This window comes from Streptomyces nitrosporeus, assembly GCF_008704555.1.
GTDB lineage: Bacteria > Actinomycetota > Actinomycetes > Streptomycetales > Streptomycetaceae > Streptomyces > Streptomyces nitrosporeus.
On sequence record NZ_CP023702.1, the window covers coordinates 56,971 to 72,450 of the forward strand.

Here is a 15,480-nt window from a genome sequence, read left to right on the forward strand (position 1 = left end):
AACTATCCGCAGGGCACCGGGCCGGAGCAAAGAGGGGGCCGGACAGGGGGCCACGACCGGGTTCGCGCCTTTCGCGCAGGAGCGTTCCTTCTCGTCCACCGGCGGGGGCGGTGGCGGTGGTGAAGGGGCGCGGAGCCGGAGCCCGGCCGGCCGTCACCCCTCCCCGCCGCCCCTTCCCGTGGGCCCTTCCCTTGGGCCCTTCCCGCCGCTCCTTCCCGTGGGCCCCGAACGAGCCGTCCGGCGTTGCCCGGTCACCCGGAGGCTCCCGCACACCGCCGCACGGCAAGGGCGGGGGGCGGCAACCATTCCGGCCCCCCGGGCGTCTGAGGCACGGGACCCGCACAGAGGCGAGTCGGCAGCGGCGAATGGGAGCGACATGGCGGGTATCCGCAGGGCGGCGAAGGGGACGGGCAGGTTCCTGAGGGAGGTGGCCGGAGAGACGGTCGCCGAGATGGTTCTCGGTCTGCTCGCCTGTGTCCTGCTCGGTGGGCTGGCCCTGCTCGTGTACCTGAGCTGGTCCCTCAGCCCGCGCGCGACCCTCGCGGGTGCTGGGCTGCTCACGCTCCTTCTCGCCCATGGGGCGTGGGCGGCCTACCGTGACGCCGGAAAGAAGCACCGCCGAAGGGGCGTTGCCGCCGTGACCACCACGGTTTTCACGTCGGCCGCCGTGACGGCCGCCTTCCTGCTGTTCTACGCCACGGACTGCGGCTGCTTCTGAGGGCTGTCCCGTGATCCGTGATGAACCGGCATGCGGCACCGGACACTGCGCACTGCCCACCGGATGCCGCCCAGAGTTCCGGCCTGGGGACCGGACCGGCGCCCGTCTGTGAACGGCATACGCCGCCGTCGCCGTTCACCGCCAGGCGTACGGGGGAAAGCAAAGACGCTTCCGGCGCGCTCCGCCTTCAGTACCGGGTGAATTGTTCCGGTGACCAGCCCGCTGCCCGAGCATCCCCTTCATATGCGCATCGCGTGTCACCGCCCCGGCCCGGTCTCTCGGAATGCGCTCCGCACGGTTCCCCGGGGCTGCAACCGCCGCTCCCGCCACCACCGCGCCTCGGCTGTTTCCGGGACAGGGCGGGAAGCGGGGCCGGGCGGACGGCCGGCGCCCGCCAAGTGCCCACCATGGGAGTCCGATTCCCCGCTTCCAGCGTGTCGGATGATTCGGCGGGATCCGATGTGTGTTTTGTGTGGTCACGAATTGTCGTCCCGCGAGCACGAACGGTTGGGCACCCATGGCGGTCGAGGAATGGTGGCGTCACGTGCCCACGCTGACGGGCGACTTCCGCGGGGACGGCACGGCGGTGCGGCGGCACACCGCCGCCGTGGAGGAGATGCTCGCAGCCTGCCCGGCGCCACCGGAGCGGACGCAGAAGGACAGGGAGACGGCCCGGGCGGCTCACCGGGTGTGCGACATGCTGCGCGCCCGCTTCATGGCACTTCACGCCGACCAGGTGTACGAGGAGCTCACCCGGGGCCGAAGTCTGCAGCTGGAGCTGGAGGATCTCGCGGAGAGAGCCGCCGGCATGGTCCCCGGCCTTGTGCCGTCCCTCCCCCAGGCCCGTGAGGAACAGGCCCTGCCGTTGGCGCAGAAGGAAGGGCGCGACATCGCCCAGGGCGTCTTCTTCCAGGCCTTGCTGCGCTCGCGGCGCAGTGGGGCGCACCTGGTGGAGGCCATGCTGCGGCCCACCCGCCGGGCCAGGGAACTGCTGCCGGGATTCCGGTCGCGCGGCCGGGCGGACCTCGGCGCCGTCACCGTCGAACGACGGTGCGGAGTGGCGTACCTGACGATGTGCCAGCCGCAGTCGCTCAACGCGGAGAACGATGCGTGTGTCGCCGCCATGGAGACGGCCGTGGACCTCGCGCTGCTGGACGACGGCGTCCGGGTGGGAGTGCTGCGTGGCGGTGTGATGAGCCACCCCAGGTATGCCGGCCGCCGGGTCTTCAGTTCAGGGATCAACCTCAAGGACCTCTACCACGGGCGCATTTCCTTCCTCTCTTTCTTCCTGCGCAGAGAACTGGGGTACGTGCACAAGCTGGTGCGGGGTCTGAAGGCGGAGGAAGAAGCGGCATGGCCGGCGGAAACGGTCGCGAAGCCGTGGCTGGCGATGGTGGACACCTTCGCCATCGGCGGCGGTGCCCAGTTGCTCCTCGTCTTCGACCAGGTCATCGCCGGCACCGACAGCTTCATCAGCCTGCCCGCCGCACAGGAGGGTTTCGTGCCGGGCGCCGCCAATCTGCGCCTGGGCCGCCGGACGGACAGCCGTCTGGCACGCCAGTTGCTGCTGGGCGGCCGTCGGATCCACGCCGGTGAGGAGGCCGCTCGTATGTTCTACGACGAGGTGGTGGAGCCGGAGCATCTCGACACGGCGGCCGAGCGCGCTGTCAGGCAGCTCGACGACCTGGCCGTGTCGGCCAACCGGCATCTTCTCCACTTGGCCGAAGAGCCCCCGCACGCCTTCGGGGCGTACATGGCCGAGTACGCGCTGCAGCAGGCGGTACGGGTGCACAGCCAGGATGTGATCGCCCGGCTGGCCCGCTTCCACGACCGGAGCGGCCGCACCGCGGCCACGGCGTCCCGGTGACGATGTCCGGTGCGGCCCTGACGCGCTCGTCAGCTCTGCTCGGATCCGCTCAGGGCGGGACCGTGACCGGCAGCGGGAGCGTCCACGGGCGCCGTGTCCATGCCGGTGCCGCGGAAAGGCACCCGTGTACCGGAGACCGTCTCGTCGAGAACGAGTTCCAGCACCGCCTGCACACCGCCGGCGGCAGCGGCCCGGCGCTGACGCGCCGGCGCCGGCCCGGTGACGCGCAGCCGCTCCAGCAGCGCGCGCACGGTGCCGAGGTCCCCGAGCTCCTCCAGAGCCGGGCGCACCCGCTTCAGCAGCGCGGCGAGCATGACGTGAGCGGGGACGGGGCGGGCTTTCCACGGATCGACCGCGCCGTGCCGCAGGCCGTTACGCGCGGCGGCCCACAGGCTGTCGGCCAGCACCGACGGATCGACCGGGCCCGCGGCACGCCCGGCGGCCAGGTCGCTCAGGGCGGTGTGGACCAGCGCCCGTACCAGAGCCGCGTACAGGACCGCCTCGTCCACGGTGGTGGCGGCGTCACCGATGCGCACCTCCACGGTGGGGAAACGCGGCGACAGGCGCACCAGACGCAGTGACGTCCCGCCGGGCGGGATCAGACCGCAGTCGAGCAGGCGGGACACGTCGTCGTCGTACGCGCGGACATCCGGCCAGTACGGCGGGAGTCCGGCGCCCGGGTAGCCCAGGAAGACCACGGTGCGCCAGCTGTGGAACCCGGTGTCGACGCCCTGGCGGAAAGGCGAGCTGGCCGTCAGGGCCAGCAGGACGGGCAGCCACGGGGTGATGGAGTTGATCACCGCGACGCCGTGTTCGCGGTCGGGTACTCCGACGTGCACATGGCAGCCGCAGACCTCGTCCCCGGTCACCACCGCGGCATAGGCATGCCGCATCCGTTCGTAGTGCTCGCCGGCGTTGACACGCGGCGGACCGGAGCGGGTGACGGGGTGGCCCACCGAGGCCAGCCGGACGCCTTCGTCCCGGGCGGCCCGGGCGAGCCGGAGCCGTGCACTCAGCAGGTGGTGCCCGAGCTCGGACAGGCGCGTGCAGACCGGTGTGGCGGCTTCGACCATGTCCGCCCACATCTCCAGGTGCAGAGCCGAGCCGACGCCGCCCGCGCCCGGCTCGCCGTCCGCCGTGCGTCCGGCCCGGGCAAGGACGTCCGGGCCTGCCGGTACCGGCAGCAGGGTGACGGGGTCGACCAGCAGGAACTCCTCCTCCACCCCGAAGGTCGGGCCATCGCGGCCGTGGTCCTCCCCGGCGGCCGATGCGCGCGCTGCCACTCCCATGCCTCCCCTGCCCTCTTCCGGATACGGATCGCCCGGGCCGGTCCGGTCCACGCCCGCGCGCCATCAGCCTGCCCGCGACGTCCGGTGATCGCCACCAGGAACCGCGCGGCCCGCAGGGCTCCTCGCGTGACCGCACCGGGCGCCCGAGGACGTGGATCCGACGCACGGTCCGCGCCCCCCAGGTCCTCACCGCCCTCCGGGCGCGGGCCGGGGCCGGGCGCGGGCCGCGTCCGGACTCGCTCCCTCCGTCCGCGCGGAGGAACGCCTCGGGCCCGGCCGGCTGTCCCGGCCGGCACCCCGACGCGGTGCCTCAGCGGCCGGCCGGCGCCCCGGTCACGGGGAGCGGCACCGGGCCGGTGTCCGCCGTGCGGCGCTCTCGTGCCCAGGCACGGCCGGTGGCCGCGTACCAGGAAGCGGCCACCACGACGGCGAGCGCCGCTTCGGCCAGATCACCGCCGTAGTACATGACCTGGGCGCCGGTGTGCAGGTCGGCGGCGGTGAAGGCGGTGCCGGGCGGCCCGGCCGCGTACAGGGTCTTGGCGAGCACGGCGTGCGCGGCACCGGCGGCCAGCAGGGTCGTCCCGCGCAGGGCCAGGCTCCAACGACGGCGTACGGGGTCGAGCCGGCTGACGGCGAAGGTGAACAGCAGCCCCGCGGCCAGGACATGCGTGTGCACGGCGGCGTGCAGCCACGGCTCGTGCCGCGTGGCCGCGAACAGTCCCGTGCGGTACAGCAGCCACAGCCCTCCGACGTCGAGCAGGGCCGCCAGCGGCGGGAAGACCAGCAGGCCGGCCGCACGGCTGTGCGCGAGGGCCGGCAGCCCCCGGCGCGTGGGACCGGGCGGTAGGGCGCGCAGGGCCAGGGTGAGGGGGCGGGCCAGGACGAGCAGCAGCGGGGCCGCCATGCCGGTGATCAGGTGCTGGACCATGTGGGCGGTGAACGGCCCGCCCGGCAGCGGGCCCACCGCCGCCCAGGCCACCCCGGCACCCCCGGCGGTGAAGGACGCCCCTCGCCACCGCGGCCAGGCGTCCCCCCGCCGCCGCAGCCGGGCCGCGGCCAGCTGGTAGAGGACCGTCACCAGCAGCGCGCCCGCCACGGTGACCAGGCCGAACAGGCCGGGGGCCGCGGCCGGGCCGGGATGGACGTGCGCGGGGATCACCGCGCCGCCGCCGGGCCCCGGCGGGCCGCGCGGAACGCCAGCACCACGCCGGTCAGCAGCAGCACCAGACCCGCGATGTTCCACGCCCAGTCGTACGGGGCGATGTCCACGCCGTAGCGGATCTGGTGCAGACGCAGGAGCTTGTGGTCCACGATCCCGTCGAACAGCTGGAAGACCCCCGCTCCCAGGAAGAACCCGGCCCAGGCGTGGGCCGGGGCCAGGGCACGGCGGCGGCGGAGATCGGCGTAGGCGAAGAACCCGGCGACCAGCGCCAGCAGCTCAGCGGTGTGCAGCAGCCCGTCCGAGAGCAGGCCCACGGCGAGGGTGGAGCGGTCGTAGAAGTGGTGCCAGCCCAGGATCTGGTGGAAGACGATCTCGTCGATCGCGGCCGTCACCGCCAGCCCGATCACCCCGCACACCACCATCGACCTGCGCGGCTCCGTCCACGCGCCGGGGACCGTGCGCGGCTGCGCCGATGCGCTCATGGGTCTGCCTTCCTGCCGTGCCCGAAACGGTCTGCTGCCCGGTACGCCTACCCCCTCTCCGGGGGCGTACCTGGCCGGTCACGGCATCCGGGTGAGCGGTCCGGCAGCCGGGCGGGGCCCTGCCCGGCCGGCGGGCCGGTACAGGCCCCCTCCCCCGCGGCCGGGCATACGGCAGGTGGTCCGGTGGGCGCCGCATCCGGTGCCCCGGTTCCTGCGGCGGACCGGTTCGCGCGGCAGGGCGAGTCCTGGCCCTCCGGACCGGCCGGCGGCTCCTCCGCCGCACCGCACAGCTGCCCCGTCCGCGGCGGGAGGGGCGTGCGTCCGGTGGGCCGCCGGGCAGGACCCGGCGCGCCGGACGCGCTCGGGTGGGAGGGACGGCGCCGGGTGCCGGGCCGGTGCGTCACCCGTTCAGGTGATGGCGGGCGGGCAGCCACACCCCGGGCGCCGCCCGCGCGTTCCACCGGATGTCCCCGTCCGCCCTCCTCCGGAGCAGTGTCTGTGTGGTCTGTGCGCGTCCGTCCCGTTCCCGGGAGCGGAGAACGTGGTCGTAGGCGGTGGATGTGACACGTGGTGTGCTGGTGGGCCGGCCGGCGGCGGGCCGGGTGGCCGGCGCCTACGACGCGGTGGTGATCGGGTCCGGGGCCGGCGGGCTGACCACGGCGGTCTGTCTGGCCCGGCAGGGACGGCGGGTGGCGGTGTTCGAGCAGCACTACACCGCGGGCGGATACACCCATGCCTACCGGCGGCGCGGCTGGGAGTGGGACGTCGGCATCCACTACGTCGGCCAGTTGGGGCGGCGTGAGCCGGTCCGGGTGCTGTCCGACTACCTGACCGGCGGCGCTCTGCGGTGGGCCCCGCTCGGGGACCCGTTCGACGAGTACCGGCTGGCGGGCGAGGTGCACCGGGCGCCGGTCGGCTTCGACGCCTACCGGGCCCGTCTGATCGCGCGTTTCCCGGCCGAGCGGGCGGGGATCGAGGAGCTGTTCCGGCTGGTCGAACGGTGCCGGGCGGTGCTGCCCGTGCTCGCGCTGGGGCGTCTGTCGGGTCCGGTCGTCCGGCGGCTGGCCCGTCTGCTGCGGTCGGCGGCCGTCCCGGCCGAGGCGCTGCGGCCGGCCAGGGAGGTGGTGGCGGGGCTGGTCCGCGACGAGGGGCTGCGCCAGGCGGTGCTCACCCAGAGCGCGCTGCTGCTGGCCGACTCCACCGCCCGGCTGCCGTTCTTCCTCCTCGCGGTGCTGTTCGAGCACTTCCGCACCGGTGCCTGGTACCCGGTGGGCGGCAGCGCCGCCATCGCCCGCGCGATGCTCGGCCCGATCCGTGCCACCGGCGGGGAGGTCTTCGTACGGGCGCCGGTCGCCCGGATCGAGCTGGACGGGGGGCGTGCGGCGGGCGTGGTGCTGGCGGACGGCACCCGTGTACGCGCCCCGGTGGTGGTCAGCGCGGCGGGCGCCCACCACACCTACCGCACGCTGCTGCCCCGGCCGTCCGCCACCGGCACGGACCGGCTGGAGGAGATGCGCCGCGGGTTCCCGTTCGTGCTGCTCTTCCTCGGCCTCGACGGCAGCCCGGAGGAACTGGGCCTGCCCCGGCACAACATGATGGTCACCGACGGCGACTGCGACGCCTTCTTCGACGGCACCGGCGGCCGCACCAGCGGCTGTTTCCTCTCCTTCTCCTGCGCCAAGGACCCGACCTGGACCGCACGGCACCCCGGCCGGTCGACGGGCGAGATCCTGGCCTACGTCCGCCCGGAGCTGTTCGAGCCCTTCCGCGGCTCGCGCCGGCGGCACCGGGACCCGGCCTACCTCACCCTGAAGGCCGAACTCACCGCGCGACTCCTCGACGAACTGCACCGTCAGCTGCCGCGGACCGAAGGGCGGGTGGCCTACCACGAGCTCGGCACTCCTCTGACGGCCGAGCACTTCACCGGCTGGCCCGGCGGCAGCCTCTACGGGCTCGCCAAGGATGTCACCGCCTTCGGTGACGGCCGCTCCCCCGGCCTCGCGGACTGGCTGCGCCCCCGTACCGGGATCAGGGGCCTGTACCTCTCGGGCCAGGACTGTCTGGCCGGCGGCTTCCTCGGCGCGGTCACCGGCGGCCTGCTCGCCGCCCACGAAGCCCTCGACGGGGCCGGCCGGGCCCGCCTGTGGGCGGGACTGCTGAAGCACGGCATCCGGCCGCCCGTGCCCGAGGGGCGCACCGGGCCCGGATGAGTCACCGCGGTGCGAAGGGGGCGCCGGTTCCGGGTGGCCCGGCCCCCGTTCACCGGCCGGAGGTCCTCACAGTCCGTGGGTCCGCGCGAGGTAGCGGTCGAGGTCCTCGGCGGACGTGTAGTGGTGTGTCCGCAGGCCGAGGCGGGCCGCGGCCTCCGTGTTGACGCGCTTGTCGCATCCGCGGCGGCTTCGCCGCGGTCTTCTCTGTTCCTTCGCAACGCCACCGAACCCATGCGTGTGGGGACGGTGCCGAACCATCGGGCGGTCAGCGCACCAGCGACGGAGCCGTCCTCGTCCTGGCAGTCCGCGCCCTGCCCGACGTTCCGTCCTCCGCCGTGCTCGAACTCCTCGACCGGTACGTGAGACACCTGGCCGGCCAGGGCGGCCGGCTGATCCTGTGCGGCGTCCAGCCTCCGCTTCTACGCCTTCTGAGACGTTCCGAAATCGCCGACCGGATCGGTGAGGACAGCATCATCCCCGCTACGGAGGAACTCTTCGGCGCGCTCGACAGGGCACTCGCCGAAGCCCGGAGGAGAACCGGCGCCGTCCAGGACGGACCACCGCCCGGATGATCCCTCGTCCTTCAGCCGCCCCCGGCCTGCCAGGGAACGAGGACGAGCCCACGCGGCCGGCGGCCGGGCGGGAGGTCCGTCCCGGGGCCCTGCGGAGTGGACAGGCGCCCGGCCCGCCCGGTGCCGGCGGTCAGTCCGTCTCCTGGGCGTGCGGCGCCGTCGCCGGCTGGTGGGCCGGACGGTCCCGCCCGCCGTCGCGGTCCGACACCACCACGGCGATCAGCCCGACGACGACGGCCGCGGCGACGGCCCGTCCGGCCGCACGCGCCCACCAGGCCGGACGGGCCGTGCCCCCGCCGGGGGGACCCAGCTTTTCGGCCCGCCGGGCCGGCTTCAGCAGCCGCAGCAACAGCAGTACCGCGACCGGCAGTTGCAGCAGCCACAGAGCAGTGCGCGGCCACTCCCCGTACCAGACGTTGGTTCCGTACAGCAGTGTGTGCCACACGCTCAGCACGTACACGACGATCACGAAACGGTGCAGCCGTCGCCAGGTGTTCGCTCCGATGCGGTGCCGGACGTAGAACAGCAGCCCCAGCGGAATCGCCAGGTACAGGGCGCCCTGGCCGAGCGGGATGGCGATCCTCCCGGTCCCGGAGTCGTACCAGCCCGGCACGAAGCTGTCCGCGAAGGCCACCCACAGCCGTTCCGCCCACGCCACCTTCGTCTCGTACCGCACGAGTTCCGCCGCGAACATCAGCGCGTGGGCGGACATCAGCGCCATCGTCGTCAGGCTCGTGGTGCGGTGCCAGCGCTCCAGCACCTGCCGGGAGACCGGCAACCGGGCGGGGCGCGGCCCCGACAGCAGCAGGCCGAGCATGACCGTGCCCCACGCCCACAGCAGCCCCGACCAGCCGAACGCCTGGCTGAGCAGGTACATCCAGTACGTGCCGGGATCGTCCATGAACGGCATGACCGCGACCGTGTCCGAAGCACCCGAGCCCATGCGCGCGTACAGGAACGCGAACACGAGCGCCGTGACCACCACCGCCGCGGTGGCGTCGGGCAGGGCGGCCCGCAGGTCACCGCGCAGCGCGACGCGGCCGCCGGGAGCCCGCCGCTGCGCGGCCGGGGTCACCGCCCCGTCCTCGTCGGGCCTCGTGTCTGACGTCATCAGGGGCCTCCCCGGGCACGGGCCACCGCAACAGCGGTACGCGTGTGGCGTGAGGCAACAAGTCTGGCCCAGGTGAGAGCGATTCTTGAGGCGGTATCCGGCCAGAGCCGCCACAGGAACCGCACAGGACACCCCTGTTTTCTGCCGCGCCCTCACATTCAGGACAACCGCCGGAGCCCCCCTGTCACAGGGACGGGGGCGCCTCTACGCTGATGCACGCAGTCGGTTCGCGCCGCCCGTCCGCCCGGACGCCCGGTGGCGCGACGCAAGAGGGAACCCGGTGCGAATCCGGGACTGTCCCGCAGCGGTGAGTGGGAACGAAAGCCGTCGATGTCACTGGGCCCGCGTCAGGGCCGGGGAAGAGACGGCCGGTAGGTGTCCGCCTTTCGGCGGGCGTGCCCGCGAGTCCGAAGACCTGCCACTGCGCCCGCGCGTCGCGCGGGCTGTGTACGTGACCTCGTGGACTGGGTCGGCGGTATGGGCGGTCGTACATCGTGTACGGCCGTGCCTCCTTCCCTGTCGGTGTCCAAGGACCGGGACGGAGGAGGAATGCGCGCGTCATCCAGCCTGCCCTCTTCGGGTACGCCGCCCCGGGCCGGGGTGTCCGCCGGCCGGCCGGGGCCGACGGCGCCGAGGCCCGGCATACGCGCCCGCCAGGGCCGCCCTCCGTCGGGCCGCACCGTGTCGGGTGTCTGCCACGGCACGCTGGGCGAGCTGTACCAGGGCCCTCTGCGGCCGGACGCCGAGCCCGAGATCGCGGTGGTGTCCTTCCCCGTGGACCGCCACTCCTGGGTGTACTTCACCCCGAGGGCGGCGGCCGGACCTCCGCCGCATGCTCCGCCGCTCGGGGAGAAGTCCGCGGCGGCGGCCCGGCTCTTCCTGGACCGCTACGGCCTCGCCCTGCCGCCGGGAGACTGGCACGCCCACTCCGAACTGCCGGTGGGTGTGGGGATGGCCAGTTCCACGGCGGACATCGTGGCGACGCTGCGCTGCCTGTTCCGGGTCTTCTCCCTGCCGTACGACGCGGACGTGGTCGTCGGCATCCTGGCGGACATCGAGCGCGCCGACAGTGTCTTCCTCGACGAGTTCGCCCTGTATCTCAGCGGCCGGCACCGGGTGGTGCGGCGACTGGGCCCGGGCCTCGGCTTCCACACCGTCTACGTCACCGAACCCGGCACGGTGGACACCGCCGCCGTCACTCCCCTGCTGCTGGACCACTACCGGCGCCGCGGCGAGGAGTACCGGCGGTGCCTGACCGATCTGGTGAAGGGCTTCGGCTCGGGGGACCCGGCCGCCGTCGCCCGTGCCGCGACGGTCAGCGCCGCGTTGTCCCAGGAGGTGCTGCCCAAGGCGACCTTCGGCAGCCTGCAGGCCCATCGTGAACGGTTCGGCGCCGACGGCGTCTTCGTCGCCCACACCGGCTGCCTGGCCGGCTATCTCTTCGCCTCGCGCCCACGCGCCGGGGTCAAGTCCGAACTCTCCGCGTTCTTCCGCTCGCTCGGCCACCAGTGCACCTTCGCCCGAGGAGGCTACGGGTGATCCACCCCCACATCACCGACGCCCTGAAAGTACCGGACCTCGTCCGGCTCACCGACGGCCTGGTCCTGCTCCGGTTCGAGTCGATGAAGATCTATTCGGCCCTGGCCGCCGTCCGCCACCTGCTGGAACGGGGTACGGTCCGTCCCGGCCAGACCCTGGTCGACAGCTCCAGCGGCATCTACGCCCACGCCATCGCGCTGGCCTGCCACCGGTACGGCATGCGGTGCCACATCGTCGCGTCCACCACCGTCGACTCCACCACCCTCACCCAGCTGGAGATCCTCGGTGCCACGGTGGAGCGGGTCGAGCCGTCGCGGAACCTCGCACTCGACCAGGAGCTCCGGGTACGGCGGGTGCGCGAGATCCTCGCCGAGCGCCCCGGCCACCACTGGATGCGCCAGTACCACGACGGCATCCACTACCTCGGCTACCACGAGGTCGCCGACCGGATCGCGGCGGAGTTCCCCGCCACACCGCTGACCGTCGTCGGCGGAGTGGGCTCCGGAGCCTCGACCGGCGGCATCGTGGAACGCCTGCGCACCAGGGACCCTTCCGTGCGCCTGGCCGGCGTCCAGCCCTTCGGCAGCGTCACCTTCGGCAGCCAGGACCACCACGATCCCGAAGCGATCATCGCCGGCATCGGCTCGTCGATCGTCTTCGACAACGTCCGCCACCACCTCTACGACACCGTCCACTGGCTGGACTTCACTCACGCCATGTCCGGCGCCGTCGCCCTGCTGCGCGAGCACGCGGTGTTCGCCGGACTGTCCACCGGTGCCGGCTACCTGGCGGCGGCGTACGAGGCCCGCCGCCACCCCGACCGGCTGCACCTGGTGATAGGGGCCGACACCGGACACCGTTACACAGAACGCGTGTTCGCTCGGCATGCCGAGGCCCTGGAACCGGCCGCGCTGAAGCCCGTCGAGGTCCGCAGCCCGCAGGAGATGGCCATGCCCTGGTCGAGGATGACGTGGCAGCGCGCTCCCTGGCCGGCGGACCGGAAGGAACGAGCGACATGACCGTGGCCTGCCTGGAATCACTGACCTTCGGTCTCGGCCGCCTGGTCCGCGCCGCCGACCTGCTCGGCGAGCGCCTGCTGCTGCTGACCGGCGACCCCGCCCACTACGCCTACGAACTGGACCGGCTGCCCGCCGGCGCCCTCGACGTCGTCGTGACCGACACCTTCGACATGGAGCGGACCGCCGGTCTGCTCCGGCGCACCCCGGGGCTGCGCGGCCTGATCAGTTCCACCGACACCTGGACCCCGGCCGGTGCCGGCCTCACCGAACGCCTCGGCCTGCCCGGTCTCGATCCGGCCGTCCTGCGGCTGACCCGGGACAAGGCCGCCGTGCGCAACCGGCTGCACGATGCCGGTCTCACACGGGGCAGGGCCGCCACGGGCACCGGCCCCGGCCCCGGGACACCCGGGCTGCTCATCGAGGAGGCGGGACTGCCGCTCGTGCTCAAGGACACGGCGGGCACCGGAAGCCAGAACGTGTGGCTGGTGCGGAACGAGGGCGAACTCGGCGCGGCACTCGCCGAGGCATCCGGCCGGACCCTGAAGGGGCGGTTGTTCGCCGAACCCTATTTCCCCGGCCCGGTGTACAGCGCCGAGACGCTCACCTGGGACGGCCGCACCCGGCTGCTGGGTGTCTCCAGCCGCCTCATGTCGCCGGAGCCGCACTTCCGGGAGGAGATCACCGCCTTCCCCGTCGCCTTCCCGGCCCCGCGGCAAACGTCCCTGGAGCACTGGCTCAGCCGGGTGCTCGCCGCCATCGGCTACACCGACCGGTTCGCTCACGTGGAGTTCGTGCTGACCGCCGACGGCCCGGAGGTGGTGGAGGTCAACCCCCGGATCGGTGGCGCGCTGGTCGGGGAAAGCATGTGCCGGGCGCTCGGCGTCAACGTGTACGAGGCGATGGTCGAGGCCGCTCTCGGCCGCCGCCCCCGTCTGATGGACACGGACCTGCCCGGCGGCCCGGCCGCCGCCTTCGTCCTGGGCTATCCGGCCGCGCCCGGCGTGTTCGCCGGGGTCACCGGGCTCGACCGGCTCACCGGCATGCCGGGAACACCTGCCTGGTACCCGGTCAGGCGGACCGGCGACCTCATCGAGCACCTGGACGACAGCCGTGGATACGCGGGCATCGTGTACGCGGAGGCGGAGACCGCCGAACTCGCCACCCATCGCGCGGTGGCGGCCGCCAACGTCCTGCGCGTACGCACCGTCCCGGCCGGCCGGGAGGCGCCCGGTGGGTGAGCGCACCGCCCGGGGGCCGGGGCTGCGGGCCTCGCTGTTCCCGCTCACCGGCCCGCTGCGGTTCCTCCTGCTCAGCTCGTTCCTCATCCCGCTCGGCAGCTTCATGGTCCTGCCGTTCATGTCGGTGTTCCTGCACGAACGGCTCGGGATGGGGCTCGGCGCGGTGGGGGCCGTCCTGGCCGTGGCATCGCTCGTGCAGTTCTCCGGCGGCATCGTCGGCGGAGCTCTGGCGGACCGGATCGGGCTGCGCCGCACGATGCTGTGGGCGCTGGCCGTACGCACCGCCGGTTTCGCCGGACTCCTGCTGGCCCTGCGCTGGCCGCCCCTCGCGATCTGGGCGCTGGTCCTGACGTGCTGCGGTGCCGCGCTCTACCTGCCCGCGAACAAGGCGTACCTGGTGCACGGCGTCGACGACGAGCGCCGCCCGGCGTTCCTGTCCGCGGGCAACGCGGCGCTCAACGCCGGGATGGCCGTCGGCCCGCTGGTCGCCGGGCCGTTCGTCCTGTCGTCGCCCGGTTGGCTGTTCGCGGCCGTCACGGCGCTGTTCCTCGCGGTCACCGCGGGACACGCCCGGCTGCCCGGAAGAGAGGGGGAACACCCCGCCGGATCGGGGGGCACGGCCCGGCCGGGTCTTCTGGCCGGGGTGGCGGTCCTGCCGTTCGCCGCCAACGCGCTCGCCTTCCACCTCTACTTCCACTTCCAGCACTTCCTGGCGGTGTACGCCGTCGAGCGCACCTCCAGCGCGTTCTACAGCGTGGTGCTGCTGCTCTGCTTCACGCTGGTCATCGTCGTACAGCCGCTCGCCTCCGGCCTGATCCGGCGTATGCCGTACGCCCTCGCCCTCGCGGCAGGCTTCACGGGCCTGGCGGCGGGCATGGCCGTGCTGGCGGTCGGCACCCGGGCGGCGCTGCTGGCGGGCGGGGCGCTGATCACCCTGGGCGACATCGTGCTGTTCCTGAAGAACGACCTGGAGGCACTGCGCCGCAGCCCCCGCTCCGATGCCGTGGTCTTCGGTCAGCAGCGGCTGGCCGCGGGCCTGGGCGCCTGCGCGAGCGGTGTGCTGGGCGGACAGCTGTACGGCCTCGGCGAACGGGCCGGACACACCGGCTGGTTCTGGATGCTGGCAGCCGCCCAGTGCCTGCTGCTCCCCCCTCTGCTGCTCACACTGCGCCGACGCACCGCGCGGCGCCCTGTCCCCGACGGCGACCATGAAGGAGCACTGACGCGCGATGACACGGACGGGCGGGTTCCAGGACGATGACTTCTGGACCGAGTTCCATGACTTCCTCTTCTCCGAGCAGCGCCACGAGCAGGCCGAGGAGCTGCTGGACACCTCTCCCCTGCTGGACTTCCCGCAGGGGGCGCGCGTGCTGGACCTGTGCTGCGGGCCCGGGGTGTTCACCGTGCCGCTCGCCCGCCGCGGCCACCGCGTGACCGGGGTGGACCTGAGCCCGGCCATGCTGGACCGGGCACGCAAGCGGTCGGCCGGTGACAGGGTGACGTACGTGCGGGCGGACGCACGCGAGTACGAGGCACCGGGCCGCTTCGACGTCGTCCTCAACATGTTCACCTCCTTCGGGTACTTCGAGGATCCCGCCGACAACGCGCGCGTGCTGCGCACCATGTACACCTGCCTGGCACCCGGCGGCACGCTCGTCCTGGACCTCGCCGGGAAGGAACTCCTGGCCCGCAGGGTCACCCCGCCCAAGGTGGTGCGGCGGGGCGACGACGTGATGGTGCAGACCGACACCGTGCTGGACGAGTGGGCGCGGCTGCGCAGCGACTGGGTGCTGGTCCGGGGCGAGCGGGTGACCCGGGCCACCTTGACCTGGTTCGTGTACAGCGCGGTGGAGCTGCGGCGGATGGCCGAGGAGGCGGGCTTCGGGCGCGTGGAGGTCTTCGGCGGATTCGACGGACGTCCTTACGACGAGAACGCCGAGCGTCTCGTCCTCCGGGCTGTCCGCGAGGCGTGAGCCGGGCACCGGGCGTGCGGACGGGACCGCACGCGCTTTTGCCGTCGGCCGGGGCGACGTAGGATCACCTGGTCATCGCCGCGACGGGAGACAGGAAGCCGGTGCGAATCCGGCACGGTCCCGCCACTGTGACCGGGGAGCGCCCCTCCGACACGCCACTGCGCACCGCGCGGGAAGGCGGGGGGAACGTCGATCCGGGAGTCAGGACACTGGTCCGTCGCGGGCCCGATCCGAGGAGCGCGGACTCCAGGAGGCTTCACGTGTCCCAGCTGTTCACCCCTGCCCGCACGCGCGGGTTCC

At 73.4% G+C, this 15,480-nt stretch carries 13 protein-coding genes and 2 riboswitches; of the genes, 9 read left to right on the forward strand and 4 right to left on the reverse strand.

Going from position 1 to position 15,480, the window contains the following annotated elements; all coding sequences use genetic code 11:
• Positions 1-376 precede the first annotated feature (376 nt).
• Positions 377-718: a lysine transporter LysE gene (locus tag CP967_RS00235; protein ID WP_150485960.1), complete on the forward strand. Its 342-nt coding sequence runs from the start codon at positions 377-379 to the stop codon at positions 716-718.
• Between the two features lie 544 nt (positions 719-1,262).
• The gene (gene dpgC / locus CP967_RS00240; RefSeq protein ID WP_244338949.1) at positions 1,263-2,585 is read left to right on the forward strand and encodes a (3,5-dihydroxyphenyl)acetyl-CoA 1,2-dioxygenase DpgC; all 1,323 of its coding nucleotides are present in this window, start codon (positions 1,263-1,265) and stop codon (positions 2,583-2,585) included.
• 29 nt (positions 2,586-2,614) lie between these two features.
• On the opposite strand, the gene CP967_RS00245 is transcribed toward dpgC, so the two are convergent.
• From CP967_RS00245 to CP967_RS00255, 3 genes are all read right to left on the reverse strand, one after another.
• A complete protein-coding gene (locus tag CP967_RS00245; protein ID WP_167535297.1) occupies positions 2,615-3,868 on the reverse strand; it encodes a carboxylate-amine ligase in 1,254 nt (417 codons plus the stop codon).
• A gap of 316 nt (positions 3,869-4,184) precedes the next feature.
• A complete protein-coding gene (locus tag CP967_RS00250; protein ID WP_150485962.1) occupies positions 4,185-5,033 on the reverse strand; it encodes a cytochrome c oxidase assembly protein in 849 nt (282 codons plus the stop codon).
• On the reverse strand, positions 5,030-5,518 hold the full coding sequence (locus tag CP967_RS00255; protein WP_229888421.1) for a DUF2243 domain-containing protein: 489 nt from the start codon (positions 5,516-5,518) through the stop codon (positions 5,030-5,032). The genes CP967_RS00250 and CP967_RS00255 overlap by 4 nt, the downstream gene beginning before the upstream one ends.
• Positions 5,519-6,078: 560 nt before the next feature.
• Here CP967_RS00255 and CP967_RS00260 point away from each other — a divergent pair.
• Positions 6,079-7,728 (forward strand): phytoene desaturase family protein, encoded by a 1,650-nt coding sequence (locus CP967_RS00260; RefSeq protein WP_167535298.1) that lies wholly within the window; start codon positions 6,079-6,081, stop codon positions 7,726-7,728.
• Between the two features lie 335 nt (positions 7,729-8,063).
• A complete protein-coding gene (locus CP967_RS00270; protein ID WP_150485964.1) occupies positions 8,064-8,300 on the forward strand; it encodes a hypothetical protein in 237 nt (78 codons plus the stop codon).
• A gap of 130 nt (positions 8,301-8,430) precedes the next feature.
• Here the strand turns inward: CP967_RS00270 and CP967_RS00275 are convergent, their stop codons facing one another.
• On the reverse strand, positions 8,431-9,411 hold the full coding sequence (locus tag CP967_RS00275) for a ferric reductase-like transmembrane domain-containing protein (protein ID WP_150485965.1): 981 nt from the start codon (positions 9,409-9,411) through the stop codon (positions 8,431-8,433).
• 270 nt (positions 9,412-9,681) lie between these two features.
• Positions 9,682-9,828: riboswitch (cobalamin riboswitch) on the forward strand.
• A gap of 132 nt (positions 9,829-9,960) precedes the next feature.
• Here CP967_RS00275 and CP967_RS00280 point away from each other — a divergent pair.
• The 5 genes from CP967_RS00280 to CP967_RS00300 are packed head-to-tail and all read left to right on the forward strand — an operon-like array spanning position 9,961 to position 15,180.
• Positions 9,961-10,950, forward strand: coding sequence for a GHMP family kinase ATP-binding protein (locus CP967_RS00280; RefSeq protein ID WP_150485966.1), 990 nt, complete (start codon positions 9,961-9,963; stop codon positions 10,948-10,950).
• Positions 10,947-11,969 carry a cysteine synthase family protein gene (locus CP967_RS00285; protein WP_150485967.1) on the forward strand — a complete coding sequence of 341 codons (1,023 nt, stop codon included), beginning with the start codon at positions 10,947-10,949 and terminating at the stop codon, positions 11,967-11,969. Before CP967_RS00280 ends, CP967_RS00285 begins: the two co-directional genes overlap by 4 nt.
• Positions 11,966-13,207: an ATP-grasp domain-containing protein gene (locus CP967_RS00290; protein ID WP_150485968.1), complete on the forward strand. Its 1,242-nt coding sequence runs from the start codon at positions 11,966-11,968 to the stop codon at positions 13,205-13,207. The genes CP967_RS00285 and CP967_RS00290 overlap by 4 nt, the downstream gene beginning before the upstream one ends.
• Positions 13,200-14,468: an MFS transporter gene (locus CP967_RS00295; protein WP_150485969.1), complete on the forward strand. Its 1,269-nt coding sequence runs from the start codon at positions 13,200-13,202 to the stop codon at positions 14,466-14,468. Before CP967_RS00290 ends, CP967_RS00295 begins: the two co-directional genes overlap by 8 nt.
• Positions 14,437-15,180, forward strand: coding sequence for a class I SAM-dependent methyltransferase (locus CP967_RS00300; protein WP_150485970.1), 744 nt, complete (start codon positions 14,437-14,439; stop codon positions 15,178-15,180). Before CP967_RS00295 ends, CP967_RS00300 begins: the two co-directional genes overlap by 32 nt.
• Before the next feature lie 91 nt (positions 15,181-15,271).
• Positions 15,272-15,392, forward strand: a riboswitch (cobalamin riboswitch).
• Positions 15,393-15,480: the final 88 nt, after the last annotated feature.

Excerpts from the sequence above, each read along its gene's own strand:
- CP967_RS00235 (WP_150485960.1), top strand. The coding sequence starts at position 377 with ATGGCGGGTATCCGCAGGGCGGCGAAGGGGACGGGCAGGTTCCTGAGG.
- CP967_RS00290 (WP_150485968.1), top strand. The coding sequence starts at position 11,966 with ATGACCGTGGCCTGCCTGGAATCACTGACCTTCGGTCTCGGCCGCCTG.
- CP967_RS00255 (WP_229888421.1), bottom strand. The coding sequence starts at position 5,518 with ATGAGCGCATCGGCGCAGCCGCGCACGGTCCCCGGCGCGTGGACGGAG.
- CP967_RS00300 (WP_150485970.1), top strand. The coding sequence starts at position 14,437 with ATGACACGGACGGGCGGGTTCCAGGACGATGACTTCTGGACCGAGTTC.
- CP967_RS00280 (WP_150485966.1), top strand. The coding sequence starts at position 9,961 with ATGCGCGCGTCATCCAGCCTGCCCTCTTCGGGTACGCCGCCCCGGGCC.
- CP967_RS00275 (WP_150485965.1), bottom strand. The coding sequence starts at position 9,411 with ATGACGTCAGACACGAGGCCCGACGAGGACGGGGCGGTGACCCCGGCC.